Annotated in this window: 20 protein-coding genes; 9 read left to right on the forward strand and 11 right to left on the reverse strand. The window is 59.9% G+C overall.

Annotation, left to right across the window (positions count from 1 at the left end; genetic code table 11):
• Positions 1-21: 21 nt before the first annotated feature.
• Positions 22-2,577, forward strand: a complete 2,556-nt coding sequence (locus tag LRL22_RS12560; RefSeq protein WP_252413140.1) for a TRAP transporter permease — start codon at positions 22-24, stop codon at positions 2,575-2,577.
• 532 nt (positions 2,578-3,109) lie between these two features.
• Here LRL22_RS12560 and LRL22_RS12565 read toward each other — a convergent pair.
• Complete coding sequence (locus LRL22_RS12565) at positions 3,110-4,363, reverse strand: phospholipase D-like domain-containing protein (RefSeq protein ID WP_270905511.1); 1,254 nt, start codon at positions 4,361-4,363, stop codon at positions 3,110-3,112.
• Positions 4,364-4,436: 73 nt separating this feature from the next.
• Here LRL22_RS12565 and LRL22_RS12570 point away from each other — a divergent pair, with 73 nt between their 5' ends.
• Entirely contained in the window at positions 4,437-4,613 is a 177-nt protein-coding gene (locus LRL22_RS12570) for a hypothetical protein (RefSeq protein ID WP_005339947.1), read from the forward strand.
• On the opposite strand, the gene LRL22_RS12575 is transcribed toward LRL22_RS12570, so the two are convergent.
• From LRL22_RS12575 to tatA, 3 genes are all read right to left on the reverse strand, one after another.
• A complete protein-coding gene (locus tag LRL22_RS12575; RefSeq protein WP_270905521.1) occupies positions 4,591-6,012 on the reverse strand; it encodes a lytic transglycosylase F in 1,422 nt (473 codons plus the stop codon). The two genes, LRL22_RS12570 and LRL22_RS12575, sit on opposite strands and share 23 nt — an antisense overlap.
• 229 nt (positions 6,013-6,241) lie before the next feature.
• Positions 6,242-6,544: a YfcZ/YiiS family protein gene (locus tag LRL22_RS12580; protein WP_270905512.1), complete on the reverse strand. Its 303-nt coding sequence runs from the start codon at positions 6,542-6,544 to the stop codon at positions 6,242-6,244.
• 16 nt (positions 6,545-6,560) lie between these two features.
• Positions 6,561-6,722: a twin-arginine translocase TatA/TatE family subunit gene (gene tatA, locus LRL22_RS12585; RefSeq protein ID WP_005339944.1), complete on the reverse strand. Its 162-nt coding sequence runs from the start codon at positions 6,720-6,722 to the stop codon at positions 6,561-6,563.
• Positions 6,723-6,998: 276 nt separating this feature from the next.
• Here tatA and LRL22_RS12590 point away from each other — a divergent pair, with 276 nt between their 5' ends.
• Complete coding sequence (locus LRL22_RS12590) at positions 6,999-7,967, forward strand: LysR family transcriptional regulator (protein ID WP_005357635.1); 969 nt, start codon at positions 6,999-7,001, stop codon at positions 7,965-7,967.
• A gap of 75 nt (positions 7,968-8,042) precedes the next feature.
• On the opposite strand, the gene LRL22_RS12595 is transcribed toward LRL22_RS12590, so the two are convergent.
• Both LRL22_RS12595 and LRL22_RS12600 read right to left on the reverse strand, forming a co-directional pair.
• Positions 8,043-8,642, reverse strand: coding sequence for a YhgN family NAAT transporter (locus LRL22_RS12595; protein ID WP_013724175.1), 600 nt, complete (start codon positions 8,640-8,642; stop codon positions 8,043-8,045).
• Positions 8,643-8,741: 99 nt separating this feature from the next.
• The gene (locus LRL22_RS12600) at positions 8,742-8,987 is read right to left on the reverse strand and encodes a YecH family metal-binding protein (protein ID WP_005357633.1); all 246 of its coding nucleotides are present in this window, start codon (positions 8,985-8,987) and stop codon (positions 8,742-8,744) included.
• A gap of 209 nt (positions 8,988-9,196) precedes the next feature.
• Here LRL22_RS12600 and LRL22_RS12605 point away from each other — a divergent pair, with 209 nt between their 5' ends.
• Complete coding sequence (locus tag LRL22_RS12605) at positions 9,197-10,480, forward strand: dicarboxylate/amino acid:cation symporter (RefSeq protein ID WP_040069539.1); 1,284 nt, start codon at positions 9,197-9,199, stop codon at positions 10,478-10,480.
• An 11-nt stretch (positions 10,481-10,491) separates the two neighbouring features.
• On the opposite strand, the gene LRL22_RS12610 is transcribed toward LRL22_RS12605, so the two are convergent.
• Both LRL22_RS12610 and LRL22_RS12615 read right to left on the reverse strand, forming a co-directional pair.
• Positions 10,492-10,806 (reverse strand): putative signal transducing protein, encoded by a 315-nt coding sequence (locus tag LRL22_RS12610; protein WP_005339933.1) that lies wholly within the window; start codon positions 10,804-10,806, stop codon positions 10,492-10,494.
• Between the two features lie 9 nt (positions 10,807-10,815).
• Positions 10,816-11,718 carry a LysR family transcriptional regulator gene (locus LRL22_RS12615; protein WP_005357631.1) on the reverse strand — a complete coding sequence of 301 codons (903 nt, stop codon included), beginning with the start codon at positions 11,716-11,718 and terminating at the stop codon, positions 10,816-10,818.
• Between the two features lie 96 nt (positions 11,719-11,814).
• Here LRL22_RS12615 and LRL22_RS12620 point away from each other — a divergent pair, with 96 nt between their 5' ends.
• Positions 11,815-12,867 (forward strand): HlyD family secretion protein, encoded by a 1,053-nt coding sequence (locus LRL22_RS12620; RefSeq protein WP_270905513.1) that lies wholly within the window; start codon positions 11,815-11,817, stop codon positions 12,865-12,867.
• Positions 12,867-14,420, forward strand: a complete 1,554-nt coding sequence (locus tag LRL22_RS12625; RefSeq protein WP_270905514.1) for a DHA2 family efflux MFS transporter permease subunit — start codon at positions 12,867-12,869, stop codon at positions 14,418-14,420. Before LRL22_RS12620 ends, LRL22_RS12625 begins: the two co-directional genes overlap by 1 nt.
• Before the next feature lie 77 nt (positions 14,421-14,497).
• Here the strand turns inward: LRL22_RS12625 and LRL22_RS12630 are convergent, their stop codons facing one another.
• Positions 14,498-15,124: a lysoplasmalogenase gene (locus LRL22_RS12630; protein WP_005339927.1), complete on the reverse strand. Its 627-nt coding sequence runs from the start codon at positions 15,122-15,124 to the stop codon at positions 14,498-14,500.
• A 175-nt stretch (positions 15,125-15,299) separates the two neighbouring features.
• Between LRL22_RS12630 and LRL22_RS12635 the strand changes: the two genes are divergently transcribed.
• Entirely contained in the window at positions 15,300-15,455 is a 156-nt protein-coding gene (locus LRL22_RS12635; RefSeq protein ID WP_005348505.1) for a hypothetical protein, read from the forward strand.
• Between the two features lie 75 nt (positions 15,456-15,530).
• Here LRL22_RS12635 and LRL22_RS12640 read toward each other — a convergent pair whose 3' ends face one another.
• Positions 15,531-16,649 carry a fatty acid desaturase gene (locus tag LRL22_RS12640; RefSeq protein WP_270905515.1) on the reverse strand — a complete coding sequence of 373 codons (1,119 nt, stop codon included), beginning with the start codon at positions 16,647-16,649 and terminating at the stop codon, positions 15,531-15,533.
• 147 nt (positions 16,650-16,796) lie between these two features.
• Here LRL22_RS12640 and fabR point away from each other — a divergent pair, with 147 nt between their 5' ends.
• Together fabR and LRL22_RS12650 are read left to right on the forward strand one after the other, a co-directional pair.
• Positions 16,797-17,417, forward strand: coding sequence for an HTH-type transcriptional repressor FabR (gene fabR / locus LRL22_RS12645; RefSeq protein ID WP_270905516.1), 621 nt, complete (start codon positions 16,797-16,799; stop codon positions 17,415-17,417).
• 19 nt (positions 17,418-17,436) lie between these two features.
• A complete protein-coding gene (locus LRL22_RS12650; RefSeq protein ID WP_005339919.1) occupies positions 17,437-17,802 on the forward strand; it encodes a YijD family membrane protein in 366 nt (121 codons plus the stop codon).
• Between the two features lie 232 nt (positions 17,803-18,034).
• Here LRL22_RS12650 and LRL22_RS12655 read toward each other — a convergent pair.
• The coding region (locus LRL22_RS12655) for a hypothetical protein (protein ID WP_270905517.1) at positions 18,035-18,228 on the reverse strand (194 nt) is incomplete at its 5' end.

The following is an 18,228-nucleotide window of genomic DNA, read 5'->3' on the forward strand; positions in this document are numbered from 1 at the left end:
TCGTTGGCACAAGTTAACCCTATGCAAGATAAACAACTCTCTACCGAGGAACTGATCGCCCAGGATGTGGGCGCTCGCCTGCCGCTGGGCCCGCTGGGCTGGATCATCACCACGCTGGCACTGGCCTGGTCCCTGTTCCAGCTCTGGATCGCCTCGCCACTCCCCTTCATGGTGGGGTTTGGCGTACTCAATGACACCGAAACCCGCTCCATTCACCTCACCTTTGCCCTGTTGCTCGCTTTTCTGGTGTTCCCGGCATTTCGCTCCTCGCCGCGGGATCGGGTTCCCCTCGGCGATATCGCCCTCGGTCTGATCGCTGCTGGCGCCGCGTCTTACCTGTTCGTGATGTATGAAGCGCTGGCACTGCGTCCTGGCACCCTCACCACCGCCGATCTGGTGACCGCCTGCATCGGCATTCCGCTGCTGCTGGAAGCGGCGCGCCGCGCCCTGGGGCCAGCACTGGCGGTCATCGCCATCGTCTTTCTGATCTACAGCCTGGCGGGCCCCTGGATGCCGGGACTGCTGGCACATCGCGGGGTAGGTTTCACCGCGCTGGCCAACCACCAGTGGATCACCACCGAAGGGGTGTTCGGCATTGCCCTTGGCGTCTCCACCAGCTTCGTGTTCCTGTTCGTGCTGTTTGGCGCCCTGCTGGAGCGTGCCGGTGCCGGTCACTACTTTATCCAACTCGCCTTCAGCCTGCTCGGTCACCTACGCGGCGGTCCGGCCAAGGCGGCAGTGGTCGCCTCCGGCCTGACCGGTCTGATTTCCGGCTCGTCGATTGCCAACGTGGTGACCACCGGTACTTTCACCATCCCGATGATGAAGAAGGTGGGCTTCAGTTCAGAGAAAGCGGGGGCGGTCGAAGTGGCCTCCTCGGTCAACGGCCAGATCATGCCACCTGTGATGGGGGCTGCGGCTTTCCTGATGGTCGAATACGTGGGCATCCCCTATGTGGAGATCATCAAGCACGCCTTCCTGCCTGCCACCATCTCCTACATAGCGCTGCTCTACATCGTCCATCTGGAGGCGCTGAAACTGGGCATGCAGCCCATCGGCAACCATCAACCCAAACCCTGGCTGCGCCGCCTGACCGGCTTTGCCTTTGGCGCGGCCCTCATCAGCGGCCTGTCACTGGCGGTCTACTATGGCCTCGGCTGGCTCAAACCTGCACTGGGTGACTACGCTCTGCCGGGGATCTCGGTACTGCTGGCTGCCACCTATGTGGCTCTGTTGAAGATCGCCGCCAGCAATGAACCACTGCCTGCCGAAGATCCCGACAAGCCGCTCACCGAGTTGCCCAACACCCGCGCCGTGCTGCTCTCCGGCCTGCACTTCCTGCTGCCGGTGGTAGTACTGGTATGGTGCCTGATGGTGGAGCGCCTCTCGCCGGGGCTGTCGGCCTTCTGGGGTACCGTGATGCTGGTGATCATCCTGCTGACCCAGCGCCCGCTGCTCAACTGGCTGCGCAAGGACGGCAAGCACGACTACGGTACCGTCGCTGACGGCGTGGTGGATCTGCGGGAAGGGCTGGTCGCCGGTGCCCGCAACATGATCGGTATCGGCATTGCCACTGCCACCGCGGGGATTATCGTGGGTGCGGTCTCCCAGACCGGGGTTGGTCTGGTGCTGGCTGATCTGGTGGAGTTCCTCTCCATGGGTAACCTGCTGCTGATGCTGCTGCTCACCGCCCTGCTGAGCCTGATCCTCGGCATGGGGCTGCCGACCACTGCCAACTACATCGTCGTCTCCAGCCTGCTGGCACCGGTGGTGGTGACGCTGGGGCAGCAAAACGGGCTGATCGTGCCGCTTATCGCAGTGCACCTGTTCGTCTTCTACTTCGGCATCATGGCGGATGTGACGCCGCCGGTGGGGCTGGCCTCCTTCGCGGCAGCCGCTGTCTCCAAGGGCGATCCCATCAAGACCGGGATTACCGCCTTCTACTACAGCCTGCGTACCGCAGCGCTGCCGTTCCTGTTTATCTTCAACACCGATCTGCTGCTGATCGACGTGGACTTCGCCCACGGGGTGCTGATCTTCATCGTGGCGACCATCGCCATGCTGATCTTCGCCGCCGCAACTCAGGGTTGGTTCCTGGTGAAGAGCCGCTGGTACGAGAGCGTGCTGCTGTTGCTGGTCGCCTTTACCCTGTTCCGCCCGGGTTTCTGGATGGACATGGTGCACGACCCCTATCGCGAGACCCCGCCTGCCCAGCTGGCCCAAACCATGGGTGAAGTGGAGGCGGAGAGCACCCTGCGGCTGCGGATCCTCGGTGAAGATGCAGTGGGCAAGCCACGCAAGTTCACCCTGCTGGTCGCCGTACCGGATGGGGCAAATGGCGAAGAGCGGCTGGCCAATCTGGGGCTGAGCCTCTATGAGCAGGATGGCAAGACGCTGATCGACAACGTCGCCTTTGGCAGCCCGGCCGCCACCATGGGGCTGGAGTTCGATCAGGAGATCCTCACCGTCAAGGCGCCGACCGAGCGCTGGACCAAGGAGTGGATGTGGATCCCGGGCTTCCTGCTGTTCGGGGTGATCGTCTGGCTGCAGCGTCGCCGCAGCGTCAAGGCCGGTTAATCCGCCAGGCAAATAAGACAGAGGGCCGCGATTGAGGCCCTCTTTTTATTGCCTTGTTATTGCCTTGCCCTCTGCGGCTCTTGCGATGAGCAACAATCATGGAAAAAGATAAACGGTGGCGAGCGGCCAAAAAAGTGGGGTGACATGTCCATGTCACCCCCTCGCAAATAGCATGTTCCATATTGGAGTCCGGCCACGCCGGGTCTCTGTTTCACTTTCCGATAGTTCGCGACCCATCTGAAGTGCGCGCCAATTGCAGCAATGCAACCGACCAGCTACCCGTTACAACCTTCGTCCACACGGCAGACAGGCCGCCGTGTTTGTCCTTGCAACTGAAATATTACGCATAAAAACAAAATAAAAAACGTTTTTATGCCCATTCCATTCACATTTGAGCACAAAAAACAGCCTTATCATCACCACTAAATTGTTATAAAACAGTAAGATATATTCATGCATGGTTATTCACCCGCAAGGGGCATCAGCAATGGCTTACAAGGCTTTGCGAGATCTCGCACAAAAAATGGCCGCCTCACAGCCAACGCCGCAGTGGCAACCAGTCGCTCAGGCGGGCTATCAGTCGCCTTGGCCACCCTTCGGGTTTGCGCGGCAATCCACCCGCCTGCTCCTGCCAGCGAGCCAGCCACATTCGCAGCGCCTCACAGATCGGCGGGCAGTGCAGATGCAGCATCAGTTCGGTATTGAGAAAGAGCGAGCGGGGATCGAGGTTGAGGCTGCCAAACAGCGCCCGCTCCCCCCCCAGCAGGATCAGCTTGGCGTGCAGGCTGCCGTGGCCGTGGTCAAACTCGGCGACCCGGATCCCGCGCCGCAGCAACCAGCCGAGATAGCGCTGATAGGCGCCATAGACCAGCGGCACATCGGTGCTGGCCAGCGAGTTGGTGAGAATGTCGATGGCGACCCCCTGCTGGCGCAGCCGCGCCAGACGGTGCCGAAACCCGCGAGTAAGGATGAGGTAAGGGGTCACCAACCCCAGCGAGCCGGGATTGTCAGCCAGCTGGCGCCAAAGCTGGCGGGCAGTGGTGGGGCGGGAGATCAGCCCCTTGCCGGGACGATCGAACCACACCTCGGCCCGCCCCTCATGCCATTGCAGCGGCACATCGCTCTCATCAAACAGCGCTGCAGGCAGATCGTAGACCGTCGCCACAGCCGGATCCGTCATGGTAAACAGGAAGTCGTTGACCACCTCTATTTCGGCGGGCAGCAGCTCGCGGCGCAGCAGATGGCGGATGGGGTGACTCCAGCGGCTGTGCCAGAACTGCTCGAACCCCTGCGCCATCTGCTGGCACAGCCCCCCCTGACAGGCGAGATCGAGATCCACGAAGGGAGCCTGCGGATCCAGACCGAAGTAACGATCGCCGATGTTGCGCCCGCCGATCAGCGCCTGCTTGCCATCCACCAGCAAGAGTTTGTTGTGCATCCGGTGGTTGATGCGGCGAAAGCTGAGCAGCCCCTCCAGCAGCAGTGCCAGCGGGCGCCAGCCCCGCAGCCAGAAAGGGTTGAACAGCCGCACCTCGATCCCGGGGTAGTGAGCCACCATCTCCAGAAAGCGATTGTCACCAGCATAGAGATCATCCACCAGCAGCTGTACCTTGACGCCACGCCGGGCGGCGTGGAGCAGCTCGCTCAGCAGCAGCTTGCCGCTGCTGTCCTCCTCCCAGCTGTAGTACTGCGCCTGGATCCGCTCTCGGGCATGGCGGATCCAGTGGCAACGCACCTTGAGCGCCAACAGGGGATCGTCGATCAGGGCAAAGGATCCGGGGATCATGGTGTCATCCTGCTGTCATGGCCGGGTGTCATAACGCTGGCGAGCCTCTTCACATATTCAAAAGGAGTTGCTGATGGAACTGCATGATACCCCGATGTTGCGCTATCTGGGCCAGCTCAGCCAGCCAGATCTCATCCCGGCCACCGGCCCCGCCCACTGGTTTTTGCAACACAGGGACGGTGGCTGGCAATTGCCGACCGTGCAGGCGACCCTGCCGGTCAACCGGCTCAGGGCTGAGCCGCTTCGATAGCGGCAGCCTTGCCCTCGATCTGGGGCAGGCTGAAACGATAGGCCACGTAGTACTTGTAGATGGTGCCGACATAGTTGATCGGCCCCTGTCCGACTTCGTTGGCTACCAGCTGATCCACGTTGCCGAACCAGATGTTGGGATCGAGCCCCAGTTTCTCCGCCTTGCCTCGCAGCGCCTGCACCCGGTTCGGTCCGGCGTTGTAGGCGGCGAGGGCAAACAGGTGGCGGTTGAGCCGATCCAGCTTGGGATCATTGAAGTAGGTATCGAGGATCAACCGCATGTAGCGGCAGGCGGCCTCCACATTTCCCTCCAGCGTGGTGAGTCTGGCGCCGTTGATGCCGACTTCCCGCCCCGTACTGGGCAGCAGCTGCATGAGGCCCACGGCCCCCTTGGGCGAACGCGCCTTGGGATTGAGGCCGGACTCCTTGTAACCAAGCGCCGCCAGCATCAGCCAGTCGAGATCGTATTGATTGGCGTACTTCTCCAGCACTTTGCGAATAGTCGCGAGGCGCCCTATGGGATCCGGCGCCAGGATATTGCTCATCTGATCGCTGCGAACCAGCAGCCGGCGCAGGGTCATGTCGCTGTAAAGGCTGTTGCGGCTGACACTCGCCAGATAGCCATTGACCGCCTTGAGCAGCTCGGGGCTGTTCTTGCGCAGCGCCCAGGCACTGGTACCGTTGCTGCGCAGGGGGATCAACTTGTGAGCCTTGAGGCCGGAGATCATGCCACCCAGCCAGATCCGTCCCTTGTAGCTGTCAGTCACTGTCAGGGGAATAATGCCGGCGGCCACCATCTCCAGCAGATCGCCATCCTGTAGATATTCGGGCACCGTCTCGATATAGACGGGGGGCAGCCCCAACTCGCGAAACAACCAGTTGAGCTGGCGCAGACTCTCGTAGTAGCTGGAGCTGGCGCGCACCCAGACCCGCCTGCCGGAGAGCTGGGTAATGCGGCTGAAGGCGGGCAGGCTCTGCTGGCTAACCACCCACTCCTCGATGGAAGAGATGAGCGGCCGGGAGAAGGCCACCTGTTCACGCCGGGTCGGGGTCACCGTCATGGTCGCCGCCACCAGATCGCCACGCCCCTCGGTCAGATAGTCCAGCAGCTTGTCCTGCCGCACCGGGATGTAGACCACCTTGAGTTTGACCTTCTCTTTAGCGAGATAGGTGTTGTTCAGCCAGCGCTCGAATCCTTGCAGCTGATTGACCAGAATGCCGTACTGGGTGCCGCGATCGAGAAAATAGAAGCCACGCTCATAGACCACCAGAGCCCTGAGTTCGCGCTTTTGCAGAATGCTTTCGAGGTCCCCGGGTTGGGGCAGACGCTGTGGCTTGAGTTCAGCCGCGAGCAGGGGAAAACAGCAGAGGGCCAGCAGCGCCCAGATCCAGCGTTGCATCACGATGGCTGCCCCTGTGCTGACGTCACACCTGCTGCCTGTTGGCAGCACGGATCACGATAGAGGGTGGGATTGGGAGCAGAGATCCATCGCTGCGTCATTATGTTTGCGCCTTCTGTTGGCCGACTCGCGCCGGGCAAAAACGTCTGTGGGATAGAGTAACTATAGAACGCCGACCCACAGCAGAAGGGTCAACACGGCAGGCAAACCTGCCGCGTTATCAGACAACTCAGATAGAGCGGGCCCGCATTTCGAAAATCAGTTTTTCGGCGGTGCAGGTGAATTGCAGGCGGGCTTTCAGGATCACGCCATTGGCGCCCTGAGTCAGTTCGCTGCTCACTTGAGCTTCGGCAGTGACCTGTCTGGCCAGAGCTTCATAGGCAGCCAGCTTGGCGCGGGCATCCGCCTCGGCCGCGGCTTCAATAACCAGCTCCATCACATCGTCGCCTTCGCCGATGATGGTGCCGATCTCGGCAAAACAGCCGCAGCTGTCACAGGTTTCGTTCAGTTCAACTTTCTCGTCTACAGACATTTTCTACTCCTACTGCTTATTTCGGATGATTTGCGTCGTCACGCATCGCCTTGCGAAAATCTTTGATGGCGGTCCCCAGATCCTCACCTGCACTGGCAAGACGCTTGCTGCCGAAGACCAGCACAACGACCAGCAAGAGGATCAGCATATGCCAGATATGAATTCCACCGAGTCCCATAGGGATACTCCCTCACAAAGAGATATCTGTTACTTGTATCAAAATAGAGCGCAGGGATTGTTGGGCAAAATCAAGGCAGGTGCAAGTGAGCAAATAAATCATAGCCAAAAAATAGGGCGACCCTGAGGTCGCCATATTGATTGTGCTACATGTCCCCTCAACCGCTACATCCTGTACCAGTGGTTCATGCGAACCTGAGACCATTCGAGGATAAGATCGCCAAGATATGAAAACAAATGGTATAAATTCATCTTAGAATTGAAGAGGATTCATATCATGCTGCTGGAACAACTGGGTCGCATCGACCTCAATTTGCTGATTATCCTGCAGGTATTGCTGGAAGAGCGCAACGGCAGCAAGGCGGCACGCCGCCTTCATCTGAGCCAGTCCGCGGTCAGTAAAGCCCTCGGCCGTCTGCGCGATACCTTCAATGATCCCCTCTTCATCCGATCTGCCTACGGGCTGGAACCCACCGGCCGTGCCCTTGCACTGCAGCAGCAGTTGCAACCCATCCTGCTGTCGCTGGATAACCTGATCCAGCCGCCCGAGTTCGACCCCGCCAGCTCGGAGCGAGAGTTCGTCATCGCCAGCATGGACAGCGCCTTTACCCTGTTTGCCCCGCTCTACCTGAGCGAGCTGAAGCGGCAGGCACCAAGGATCCGCTTGCGTTACGAGGAGTGGACCGAGAACAGTCTGACCGAGATGAGTCAGGGACAGGTGGACATCGCCTTCGCGGTGCGGGAGAACTGCATCAGCTCCGATTATCGGCTCGATACCCTGCCCGACAGCATCTGTCAGCGAGTGCTGGCGGTCGATGACCTCACCTGTCTGGTGCAGCAGCACCACCCCGCGCTGCGAGAGCCCAACTGGAATCTGGAGCACTACCTCAGTTATCCCCATGTGCAGACTTACTGCGAGGGACGGGACCGCTGGATGCTGGATCACAAGCTGGCAGAGCAGGATCTCTACCGGCGTATCGAGGCAACCGTGCCCTCCTTCGAGGCGGCGCTGCGGATGGGGATGCACTCCGACATGATAGTGACGCTATCCCGGCTCTACGCCCGCCACGCCACCCAGGTCTATCCGCTGTTACAGCTGCCGCTGCCCATCGGGTTGGACAGCATCTCCCATCTGCTCATCTGGCATCAGCGTCACAGCGAGGATCCGGGCCACCGCTGGCTGCGGGAGCTGCTGCTGTCCCTCATCATGAGCAAACTGGAACCTGCAGCGACCACTCACGGGTGACGGTACGCCTGCTCGGCGGCACAAAAAACGGGGCTCTGCGTAGCCCCGTTTCATTCACTTCAAGATGTAACCCACTCAGCCCTGACCGGTCACCGCCAGATAGTGATGTACCCCGTCCAGCAACATCTGGACCGAGATCATCACCAGCAGCATGCCCATCAGCCGCTCCACCGCAGTGAGTCCCCGCTCACCCAGCAGCTTGTTGAATACCTCGTAGAACATCAGGATCACCGCGCTGGCAGCCCAGGCCAGAAAGAGTGCCAGCGACCAGTCCACCATGCGGGTCGGCTCCTGATTGGCCAGCAGCATCAAAGAGGCGAGGATCGAGGGGCCGGCAATCATCGGGATCGCCATCGGCACCAGGAAGGGCTCCTCGCCCGCCGCCAGCCCGGTCACGCCCCCCTCACTCGGGAAGATCATCTTGATGGCGATCAGGAACAGGATAATGCCCCCCGCAATGCTGACCGCCTCCTGCCGCAGGTTGAGGAAACCGAGGATCTGCTGACCGACGAACAGGAACAGCATCATGATGGCCAGCGAGAAGAGCAACTCGCGCACCATCACCTTGCGACGTCGCTTGGGATCGATATGACGCAGGATAGAGAGGAAGACCGGCAGGTTGCCCAGCGGGTCCATGATCAGAAACAGCATGACTGCGGCAGAGAAAGTATCCATACAACGCCCGGGCTACGCCCTGAATAGGGAAAAGAGAGGGGGCGAAATATAGCAAAGGGCGAAGAATTGAGCGAGCGCCATGATGCGCTCGCAGCGGGATTAACCGTGGTTGCAGATCTTGTCGGCACGGGTCTGGAAACCCTCGGCCGAGTCGATGAATTTGCCGCGGGCAGCCAGAAAGTCGATCAATGCTTCCGCATCCATCTCGCTGGCGCTGCAGGTATGAAAACGGGCCTCGGCACCGAACCGCTCGGCCATCGCCTGTTTCAGGCTGGCACGGGTAAATTGCCCCCCTTGCGCCAACATCATCTCCATCACTTCGTGACCATGAACCGATTGCGACATCTCTCACCTCAATAATGAACATATTTAATGCCAATTAAATATCTCCCCGCCCGGAGGGATCTTGATATAGGCCAATAAATTGCGCATTTCCTAGTCAGGGGAGTGGTCACCGCCACCGCTTTGTCGATAATGTGGCAACCCGCGTCAGGGATCGCTACACTGGCGCCCCTTTTTGGCCATCGCAGACAATGTATAAGGATATTGGCGTCATGCTGTTCCATGGAGAGGCTCTCAAGCCCTGGCAGATCTGGACCCGCCGACCACTCTGGCTCAAGACCCTGATCGGCATGCTGACAGGGGTGGGTCTGGGCGTCGGCTTTGAAGAGCAAGCCCTGCTGCTCAAGCCCCTTGGCGTCCTGTTCGTCAACACCATCCAGATGCTGATGGTGCCCCTCATTTTCTGCTCGGTCATCGCCGGTCTCACCTCGCTGCTCAAGGGCAAGGCCCTCGATCGCATCGGCAGCAAGGCGATCTGCCTCTACTTCTGCTCCACCGCCATCGCCATCTGCATCGGCCTGATGATGGGCTGGCTGCTGGAGCCCGGCATGGGTGCCGACATGGGCCCCTATGAGCGGATCGGTATGTCGGAACCACCTACCCTGGCCAGCGTGCTGAGCCATCTGGTGCCGAGCAACCCGGTACAGGCGATGGTGGATGGCAAGATCCTGCAAGTGATCGTCTTTGCGGTGGCGCTGGCGGTCGCCCTCAATGCCAGCGGTCGCCGTGGCCGCCCCGCCATCCTCTTCTTCACCTCGCTGGCCGAGGGGATGTTCAAGCTGACCCAGATGGTGATGGCGCTCGCCCCTTACGGTGTCTGCGCCCTGATGGCCTGGATGACCGGCAAGTACGGTCTCGACCTGCTGCTGCCGCTGCTCAAGGTGATCGGCGCCGTCTACCTCGGCTGTCTGCTGCACGTGCTCGGGGTCTACAGCACCCTGCTACTCCTGCTGGCACGGCTCAATCCGCTGCACTACTTCAAGAGCATCGTTGACGCACAGGCGGTTGCGTTTACCAGCAGTTCCAGCAACTCCACCCTGCCCATCAGTCTGGCCTGCGCCGAGAAGCGGCTGGGAGTCTCCCCCGCCATCACCGCCAAGGTGCTGCCCATCGGCGCCACCATCAACATGGATGGCACCGCCCTCTATCAGGGAGTGACTGCGCTGTTCGTGGCTCAGGCATTCGGTGTGGATCTGCACATGGTCGATTACCTGACCATCATCAGCATCGCTACCCTGGCCAGTATCGGTACCGCTGGCACCCCGGGCACCGGGTTGATGCTGCTGACCCTGACCCTGACGGCGGTGGGCTTGCCGCTGGAAGGGGTGGCACTGATTGCAGGCATTGACCGGATCCTCGACATGGCGCGCACCACGGTCAACGTATCGGGGGATATTCTGGTGTCGGTGCTGATCGCCCGCAGCGAAAACGAGCTGGATCTGGCGACCTATCACGATGCTAGCGCAGGAGAAGATATCGAGTTCCCGCCGCGCTAGCGGAAGAAAGATCAGCTGTCGTGGGGATCGTGATGACAGCGCCAGCAAACGTCGAAGTTGGCGCCGTTCTCCTCCCCGCACTGGCCGCACAGCCAGCCGTTACCCTGACGCTGCTGGTAACGCTCGATGACCCGTCCTGCCTTGCTGCGATCCTCGGCCCGCACCATCAGGGTCACCTGCAACATGTCGACCGGCAGTTCGCCAAGGGCGCCCGACAGCCCCTCGCCATTGAGGCGCACCAGCACCCCTTCTGCCTCCAGCGCCCCTTTCAACGCATGCGCTTCCAGGGTGTGTGAGGCGCGATAGAGATTGATCCAGTTATCCATAGCTCCCCCTTACAACAACTTGTCGATGCCAAACTCGGCGCCGTTATCAATCATGAAATCGATGAATGCCCGCAACTTGCGCGGCATCAGTTGCCGCTCTGGAAACAGCAGATATATGGGCACCCTGGGTTGCTGCCACTCTGGCAGCAGGATCACCAGCTCGCCGCTGGCCAGCTCATCCTGACAGAGCATAGCGGGTAACGAGGCCAACCCCAGCCCCGCCTTCGCAGCCTCCCGGGCACAGGTAATATTATTGACCCGAAAACGGGATGGGGGGTCAACCAGCACCTCTCTACCATCCAGCTCGAAGCACCAGTGAGAGGCGAGAAACCCGCTGCTCACCGTCACCCGCTCGTGGTTGGCCAGATCCTCCGGCCGCTCGATGACCGGGCTGCGGGCCAGATAGTCCGGGCTGGCACAGAGCAACCTTCCGGTGCTCCAGAGTCGGCGCGCAGCCAGATTGGAGTCGCTCATGTCGCCAATCCGCACCACCGCATCCAGCCCTTCGCTGATAGGGTCCACCACTCGATTGGTCAGCTCCAGCTCCACCTGCAAGGCGGGATAGGCCTGCAAAAACTTGGCGACCAGGCGCCCGACCACCAGTTGCCCCGTCTCGATAGGCACCGCCAGTTTGAGGGTACCGGTCACCTCCTGCTGGCTGGCGCTCAGCATCAGCTCGGCTTCGGTCAGGGCATCGACCGCCTTGCTGCAGTGCAGGTAGTACTTCTCCCCCTCCTCGGTCAACGTGAGCTGACGAGTGGAGCGATAGAGCAGACGCACACCGAGCCGCTGTTCCAGTTCGGCGATGCGGCGGCTGACCATCGCCTTGGTCATCCCCAGCTCGCGGGCGGCCCCCGTAAACGAGCCCTTGTCGACGATACGCACCAGAATTAACGCGGCATTGAGATCCATTGTTGCACCAGTGAAACTGTATATCTCGTGAACCAATACTAATCGAAACAGTTGACCAGTGTTAGCCTGCGCCCCTTAAGTTCAGGAATCACAAAAATGAGTCAACACAAAAAAATTCCCCTGCTGGCAGCCATGATATTGGCGATGCTCGGTCTGCTGTTCGCCGGTTACTGGTATCTTCACGGCCGCTATTTTGAAAGCACCGACAACGCCTATCTGCAAAGTGAAGTGACCGGGATCAGCTCCAAGCTGCCCGGCTATATCCGCGAAGTGCTGGTCACCGACAACCAGCCGGTCAAAGCGGGCCAGCTGATCGCCCGTCTCGATGATCGCGAATACAAAACCAGGGTCGCGGAGGCCGAAGCCGACCTGCGCCTCAATCAGGCGACGGCCGAAAATCTGGCCGCCACCCGTACCCAACAACTGAGCCTGATCCAGCAGGCCGAGGCCAAGGTCGCCTCCGCCAATGCCGAACAGCTGCGCGCCAGCCAGCAGGTCAACCGGATCAGTCAGCTCAACCAGCGCCACTACAGCTCGCAAGACAGTCTGGACGAGGTGCGTGCCGGCCTGCAGGTCAATCAGGCGCAAGCCCGGGAGGCCCAAGCCGCCCTGCAGGCGGCCCGTGAGCGACTGCTGGTACTGGATGCCGAGCGCAAACAGAATCTGGCCAAGCTGGCATTGAGCGAAGCGCAACTGGAGCAGGCCAAGCTGGAGCTCGGCTACACCGAACTGCGGGCGCCTGCTGACGGCATCATTGGCAAGCGCAGTCTGCGGGAAGGGCTCTACGTCCAGTCCGGCATGCAGGTCGCCAGTTTGGTGCCGCTGCAGCAGGTGTGGGTCGAAGCCAACTTCAAGGAGACCCAGCTCGCCCATATGCAGCCGGGCCAGAAGGTCGAAGTGGTGCTCGATGCCTACCCGGATCAACCGGTCGAGGGGATCATCGACAGCCTGGCCCCGGCGACCGGCGCCAAGTTCGCCCTGCTGCCGCCGGAGAATGCCACCGGCAACTTCACCAAAATCGTGCAGCGGGTGCCTGTGAAGATCCGCATCCCCGAGCCAGGCCCGCTGGCAGGCAAACTGCTGCCGGGTCTCTCCACCGAAGTGATCGTGGATACCCGCACTCCTGAGCCCGTGGTGGCTGCCAACTGATGGAACCCATTCCACGTCGCAACTGGATCGCGGTCATGGGGGGGCTTATCGGCGCCTTCATGGCCATCCTCGATATCCAGATCACCAATGCCTCCCTGAAGGATATTCAGGGCGCCCTGTCGGCCACCCTGAGCGAAAGTTCCTGGATCTCCACCTCCTATCTGGTGGCGGAGATGATCGCCATCCCCCTGAGTGGCTGGTTGAGCCGGGGGCTGAGCGTGCGCCGCTACCTGCTCTGGACCACCGGCGCCTTTATCGCCGCCTCCGTGCTCTGCTCGTTCAGCTGGAACCTCACCAGCATGATCGTCTTCCGGGCGCTGCAGGGCTTCACCGGCGGGGCGCTGATCCCGATGGCCTTCTCCCTCATCGTCACCCTATTGCCGCTACAAAAGCGGGCCACCGGCATGGCGCTGTTTGGCCTCTGCGCCACTTTCGCACCCGCCATCGGTCCGACCCTCGGCGGCTGGCTCACCGAGCAGATGTCGTGGCACTACATCTTCTATCTCAACGTGCCGCCGGGACTGCTGGTGATGGCCATGCTGGCCCACGGGCTGGATAAAAAACCGGTGGACTGGACCGTGATCAAGCGGGTCGACCTTATCGGCATCGTCACCATGGCGCTTGGCCTCGGCTTGCTGGAGGTGGTACTGGAAGAAGGCAACCGGGAGGACTGGTTCGGTTCAAGCTTCATCGTGCGACTGGCGGTCATCTCGGCGGTGGCGCTGGTGTTCTTTGTCATCAGCCAGCTGATCCGCCGTCACCCGCTGGTCAATCTGCGGCTGCTGCACAACCCGCGCTTCGCGCTGGCCTGCTTCGCCTATCTGATCCTCGGCATGGCGTTGATGGGATCTATCTATGTGCTGCCGCTCTACATGACCCAGATCCACAACTACAACGCGCTGGAGATCGGCGAGGTACTGATGTGGATGGGGCTGCCGCAACTGCTGGTGCTACCGCTGGTACCCAGGCTGACCCACAAGATAGACCCGCGCTATCTGGTGAGCTTCGGCTTCCTGATCTTCGCCGCCAGCTGCTTTATGAACGTCAACATGAGTGCCGACTACGCCGGGCCGCAGCTGATCCAGTCACTGATCGTGCGGGCGCTGGGGCAGCCCTTCATCATGGTGCCGCTCTCCCTGGTCGCCACCGCCAGCCTGAGCCACGACGAGATCCCCTCCTCCTCGACCCTGCTCAACGTGCTGCGCAACCTGGGTGGTGCGTTCGGTATCGCCATCATCGCGACCATGCTCGACAACGATACCCGCACCCATGTGCTGCAGATTGGCAGCACTCTGGCCGCCAGCAGTATCGAGGGGCAGAGCTATCTGCTGCAACTGGCCCAGAGCATGATGGCGCAGGGTTCAGGCCCCGAGATTGCCCAGCAGCAAGCCCACGCCATGCTGGCCAATACCATCAACCAGGAAGCGGCCATCATGGCCTACAACCAGGTGTTCTACATCATGGGGATCTTCCTGCTGATCGCCAGCGCACTGATGCTGTTGCTCAAATCCCCCGCCCCACGGGCTGCGGATGCCGAACCGCTAGAGGCGTGAAAAACGCCGGGCATAAAACGAAAAACGGGCCAATGCCCGTTTTTCGTTATCTGTTACCTGCACTCAACCAGAAGGCGTTATCCCGCCAGCGACCCCGCGATCAGGAATTGCGCTGCGAAGTAGCTACTCATCACCCAGGCGCGGGCGTGGGGAAAGGGGTGGCGGAAGCGATCGAGCGCCAGCATGCTGTCGGAGAAGAGGAACATCAACGCCCCCACCAGAGCGGCGGCCGAACCGGCAGTGAGAGAGGCGTGCCAGGCACCGGCGGCCACCCAGGCCATGCCGATGATCACCAGCATGTAGCAGAAGACCGGGATCCGCATCTCCCCCAGCTTGCCCCACAGCAGGCCGAATACCATGCCGGCGATCAGCAACAGCAGCAAACCATCCACCAGATTGAGCAGCAATGGCCCCTGGGCAAAACCGACGATATAGCAGAGATGCGCGACAAGAAATGCCGCCAACCCCTGAATGAAGCGATCGCTTGGCAACATCAGCAGCACATCGCCCGCCAGAGAGAGACAAAGGCCGAGCAGGATCCAGGCGTGTGAACCGTCGTGGTCATAACTCTGGTAGCCGAACGCCAACGCGATGATAAGCAGCATGGTCAGCGGCTTGCTGATATAGAACTGGCGGCTGTCTGAACCGTAGGCAGCACGGATGTGCCACCAACCTGAAGCGATGATCAAGAAACTCAATAACATGCCCTGCTCCTCACCTGTTGCTCGCAGTCATACGGCAACCGTTTTTATCATGGTGCAGGGTAACAAATTCCCTCCCCCAGTGGCAGGTGTGCTTATCAAATGGGCAGGCTAAGCCTAAAGTCTAATTGCCGCACCGAGTGGTTCAGGGCATAAGTGACGGGTCTGGAGGATCACCATGGAAGAAGCTATGAAGAACTATCTGCCCGCCATCGATATCATGATGTGCCATCTGGGGATCAGCTTTGAGCAGGCCTGCGAACAACTGGGTCTTAGCCAGCAGGAGCAACAGGCACTGGATCAGTTGCAGCAACAGCAGAGCCAAGCCAACTAGCTTGAGTTGAATCATAAAAGAGAAGACCGCCAGCAGGCGGTCTTCTCTTTTAGCCTCTGTGATAACCGGACGGCATCATGCAATACCTGCCAGCAAACGACTCCAGTTGCGTTTACCAGCGATAAAGCCGTCACGCAAGGCCCGGTACTCCAGTTGCAGCTTGAGGCGGTCATAGCGCGCCAGCGCCTTGCGCTTGCGCAGCTCCAGCAGCCGCTTGCGACTGGCGTAATAGTGTTGCAACTGCTGGCTCAGCTTGTCGTACTCCTGCTGCAGCAGCGCCTGCCACAGTTCGCGATCTTCCTGCTTGCGCAACTTGGCTTGTGCCCGTTTCAGCTGCATCTGCAGCCGGGCTTGTTCGATACGCTCCTCCGGCGAAGATCTGAGATCTCCCGCCAGACCGCACCAGGAGGCGAGCCGGATCAACCACTTGGTCGGATCGAACTGCCACCAGTGGATGCCGTTGCGGTAATCATTCTCGAACAGGTGGTGAAAGTTGTGGTACCCCTCGCCAAAGGTGAAAAAAGCCAGAATGCCGTTATCGCGAGCGGTATTGCGATCGGTATAGGGCTGACTGCCCCAGATGTGGGCCAGCGAATTGATGAAGAAGGTGGTGTGGTGAGTCATCACCATCCTCAGCACGCCCGCCAACAGCAACATGCCGAGCAAGTCCCCGTGCCACAAGCCGAGCAGCAGCGGCAGCCCCAGATTAGCCGCCAGTGCCAGCGTCAGATAGTGACGGTGCTGAAACGCGACCACCGGGTTGTTTTGCAGGTCTCGCACATTGCTGTAATCGCCATAGCGATCTCCTTGATGCTCCCGCAACATCCAGCCGATGTGCGAATACCAGAAACCGCGCCCCGCGCTGTAGGGGTCTTTATCGTTGTCATCCACATGACGATGGTGACGGCGGTGATCGGCCGACCAGTGCAGGGCAGAATTCTGCAGCGCCAACGCACCGCCGATGGCAAACAACCACTGCAAAGCGGGGTGCGCCTTGTAGGCCTTGTGCGACCAGAGCCGGTGATAGCCTGCGGTGATGGAGAGACCACTCAGGCAGAACAGCAACAGGAAACTGGCCCACTGCCAGAGATCGTAACCGTGGCTCACGCCGTACCAGGGCACGACAATCAACGCCACTATCCCGGAGAGGGAGAACAGCAGGGTATTGGTGAAAATAATGGGGGGTCTGGCCATCTCATTGCATCCTTTCAGCGAACAGCTGTTAGCCATTTTCTATGGTGATTTCCTCACGGTCAATGGTAAAAAAGCAGGATACAAACCTGATCCTGAGGCGCCTTCGGGTTATCATTTGTCCTCGTTAAGCTGAAGGTGACTGATTTCGTGGGTATTCGCGCTCAACAAAAAGAAAAAACCCGGCGTACATTGATCGATGCTGCATTCAACCAACTGTGCGCCAATCGGAGTTTCTCCAATCTCAGCCTGCGGGAAGTCGCTCGCGAAGCGGGTATCGCGCCCACCTCTTTCTATCGCCACTTTCGCGATATGGAGGAGCTGGGCCTGACCCTGGTTGACGAAGGAGGTCTTACCCTGCGCCAACTGATGCGACAGGCACGCCAGCGCATTGCCGGTGGTGGCAGTGTCATCAGCACCTCGGTGCAGACCTTTATGGAGTTCGTCGAGAACAACCCCAACATCTTCCGGCTGCTGCTACGGGAACGCTCCGGCACCTCGGCCGCCTTTCGTCAGGCGGTGGCTCGCGAAATCCAGCACTTTATCGCAGAGCTGACCGATTATCTGGAAGCCACCACCGAAGCACCACGGGAAGATGCCTACATCCAGGCAGAAGCCATGGTCACCATCGTCTTCAGTGCCGGTGCCGATGCACTCGACATGACCAGCGAAGAGTGCCGCGCACTCTGCGACCGAACAATTCGCCAACTGCGGATGATCGCCATGGGCGCCGAGGTACAAAACCAGAAGCGCCGTGAACCTCACCCATGACCACAGGATGGAGAACGATATGACTGAACAGCTTATGATCCCGAAAAAACCGCTCGCCATGGCCATGCTGATTGGTATCTGTGGCGATGCCTCTTTGGCCGTGCTGACCAACTCGGTTGTGCCTTTCTCCTTCTTCCCGCTGATTGCCCTCTGGCTGGCGGCCTATCAGCTGTTCCAGCACTATCGCCATGAACCAATGGTGGGCAACACCCCCATCTGCACTCTGCTCTGCTTCTTTATCGGTGTCTTCGGCCACTCCGCGCTGCTCAAGGTGCAATACCCGGAGCTTGGCAGCAACTTCTTCTCCCTGATCATGATGCTGCTGTTACTGGCGGCCCTCTCCATCAAGCTCGGCCTGAGCATTGGCAACAAAGAGAAGCCCTGATAAATAGACCGAGTGATGCTAATCAGCTGATAGATAAAACAAAGAGGCTTTCCCGTCGGGAAGGCCTCTTTGATTGAACGATACCTGATTAATACGGCAATCTCGGTATTCCCAACCTAGCCAAGCTGCTGGGCTTCAAGATCGATGTGCAGATGGAAGCGGAGGTGGTAAATATGGCACTGCCCTGTAGCCAGCAGGCAGCCGAAGGCTGATTTGACCGCCTGTAGATGCGTCAAAATGGCTTTAAATGAAGCAGATAAGGCTCGGATATAGCTATAAACTGGTGGGGATAATCGGCTATCTGGCCATTCTTCTGGCAGGTAAAAGCCAGACATTGGAGGTTTAACGCACTAAAAATACAAAAGCCCGGTCGTGAAGCCGGGCTTTGTGTTGGTTCTTGCGTACAAATCTGTGGGCCACTGGGCG

It is taken from the genome of Aeromonas sp. PI_26 (assembly GCF_027854445.1).
GTDB lineage: Bacteria > Pseudomonadota > Gammaproteobacteria > Enterobacterales > Aeromonadaceae > Aeromonas > Aeromonas veronii.

Coding starts and splice junctions, on each gene's coding strand:
- LRL22_RS12615 (WP_005357631.1), bottom strand. CDS start 11,718: ATGGATCTCAATGCCGCGTTAATTCTGGTGCGTATCGTCGACAAGGGC.
- LRL22_RS12590 (WP_005357635.1), top strand. CDS start 6,999: ATGCTGCTGGAACAACTGGGTCGCATCGACCTCAATTTGCTGATTATC.
- LRL22_RS12580 (WP_270905512.1), bottom strand. CDS start 6,544: ATGTCTGTAGACGAGAAAGTTGAACTGAACGAAACCTGTGACAGCTGC.
- LRL22_RS12630 (WP_005339927.1), bottom strand. CDS start 15,124: ATGTTATTGAGTTTCTTGATCATCGCTTCAGGTTGGTGGCACATCCGT.
- LRL22_RS12640 (WP_270905515.1), bottom strand. CDS start 16,649: ATGGCCAGACCCCCCATTATTTTCACCAATACCCTGCTGTTCTCCCTC.
- LRL22_RS12565 (WP_270905511.1), bottom strand. CDS start 4,363: ATGATCCCCGGATCCTTTGCCCTGATCGACGATCCCCTGTTGGCGCTC.
- LRL22_RS12635 (WP_005348505.1), top strand. CDS start 15,300: ATGGAAGAAGCTATGAAGAACTATCTGCCCGCCATCGATATCATGATG.
- LRL22_RS12625 (WP_270905514.1), top strand. CDS start 12,867: ATGGAACCCATTCCACGTCGCAACTGGATCGCGGTCATGGGGGGGCTT.
- LRL22_RS12560 (WP_252413140.1), top strand. CDS start 22: ATGCAAGATAAACAACTCTCTACCGAGGAACTGATCGCCCAGGATGTG.
- LRL22_RS12595 (WP_013724175.1), bottom strand. CDS start 8,642: ATGGATACTTTCTCTGCCGCAGTCATGCTGTTTCTGATCATGGACCCG.
- LRL22_RS12610 (WP_005339933.1), bottom strand. CDS start 10,806: ATGGATAACTGGATCAATCTCTATCGCGCCTCACACACCCTGGAAGCG.
- LRL22_RS12605 (WP_040069539.1), top strand. CDS start 9,197: ATGCTGTTCCATGGAGAGGCTCTCAAGCCCTGGCAGATCTGGACCCGC.
- tatA (WP_005339944.1), bottom strand. CDS start 6,722: ATGGGACTCGGTGGAATTCATATCTGGCATATGCTGATCCTCTTGCTG.
- LRL22_RS12600 (WP_005357633.1), bottom strand. CDS start 8,987: ATGTCGCAATCGGTTCATGGTCACGAAGTGATGGAGATGATGTTGGCG.
- LRL22_RS12575 (WP_270905521.1), bottom strand. CDS start 6,012: ATGCAACGCTGGATCTGGGCGCTGCTGGCCCTCTGCTGTTTTCCCCTG.
- LRL22_RS12650 (WP_005339919.1), top strand. CDS start 17,437: ATGACTGAACAGCTTATGATCCCGAAAAAACCGCTCGCCATGGCCATG.
- LRL22_RS12570 (WP_005339947.1), top strand. CDS start 4,437: ATGGAACTGCATGATACCCCGATGTTGCGCTATCTGGGCCAGCTCAGC.
- LRL22_RS12620 (WP_270905513.1), top strand. CDS start 11,815: ATGAGTCAACACAAAAAAATTCCCCTGCTGGCAGCCATGATATTGGCG.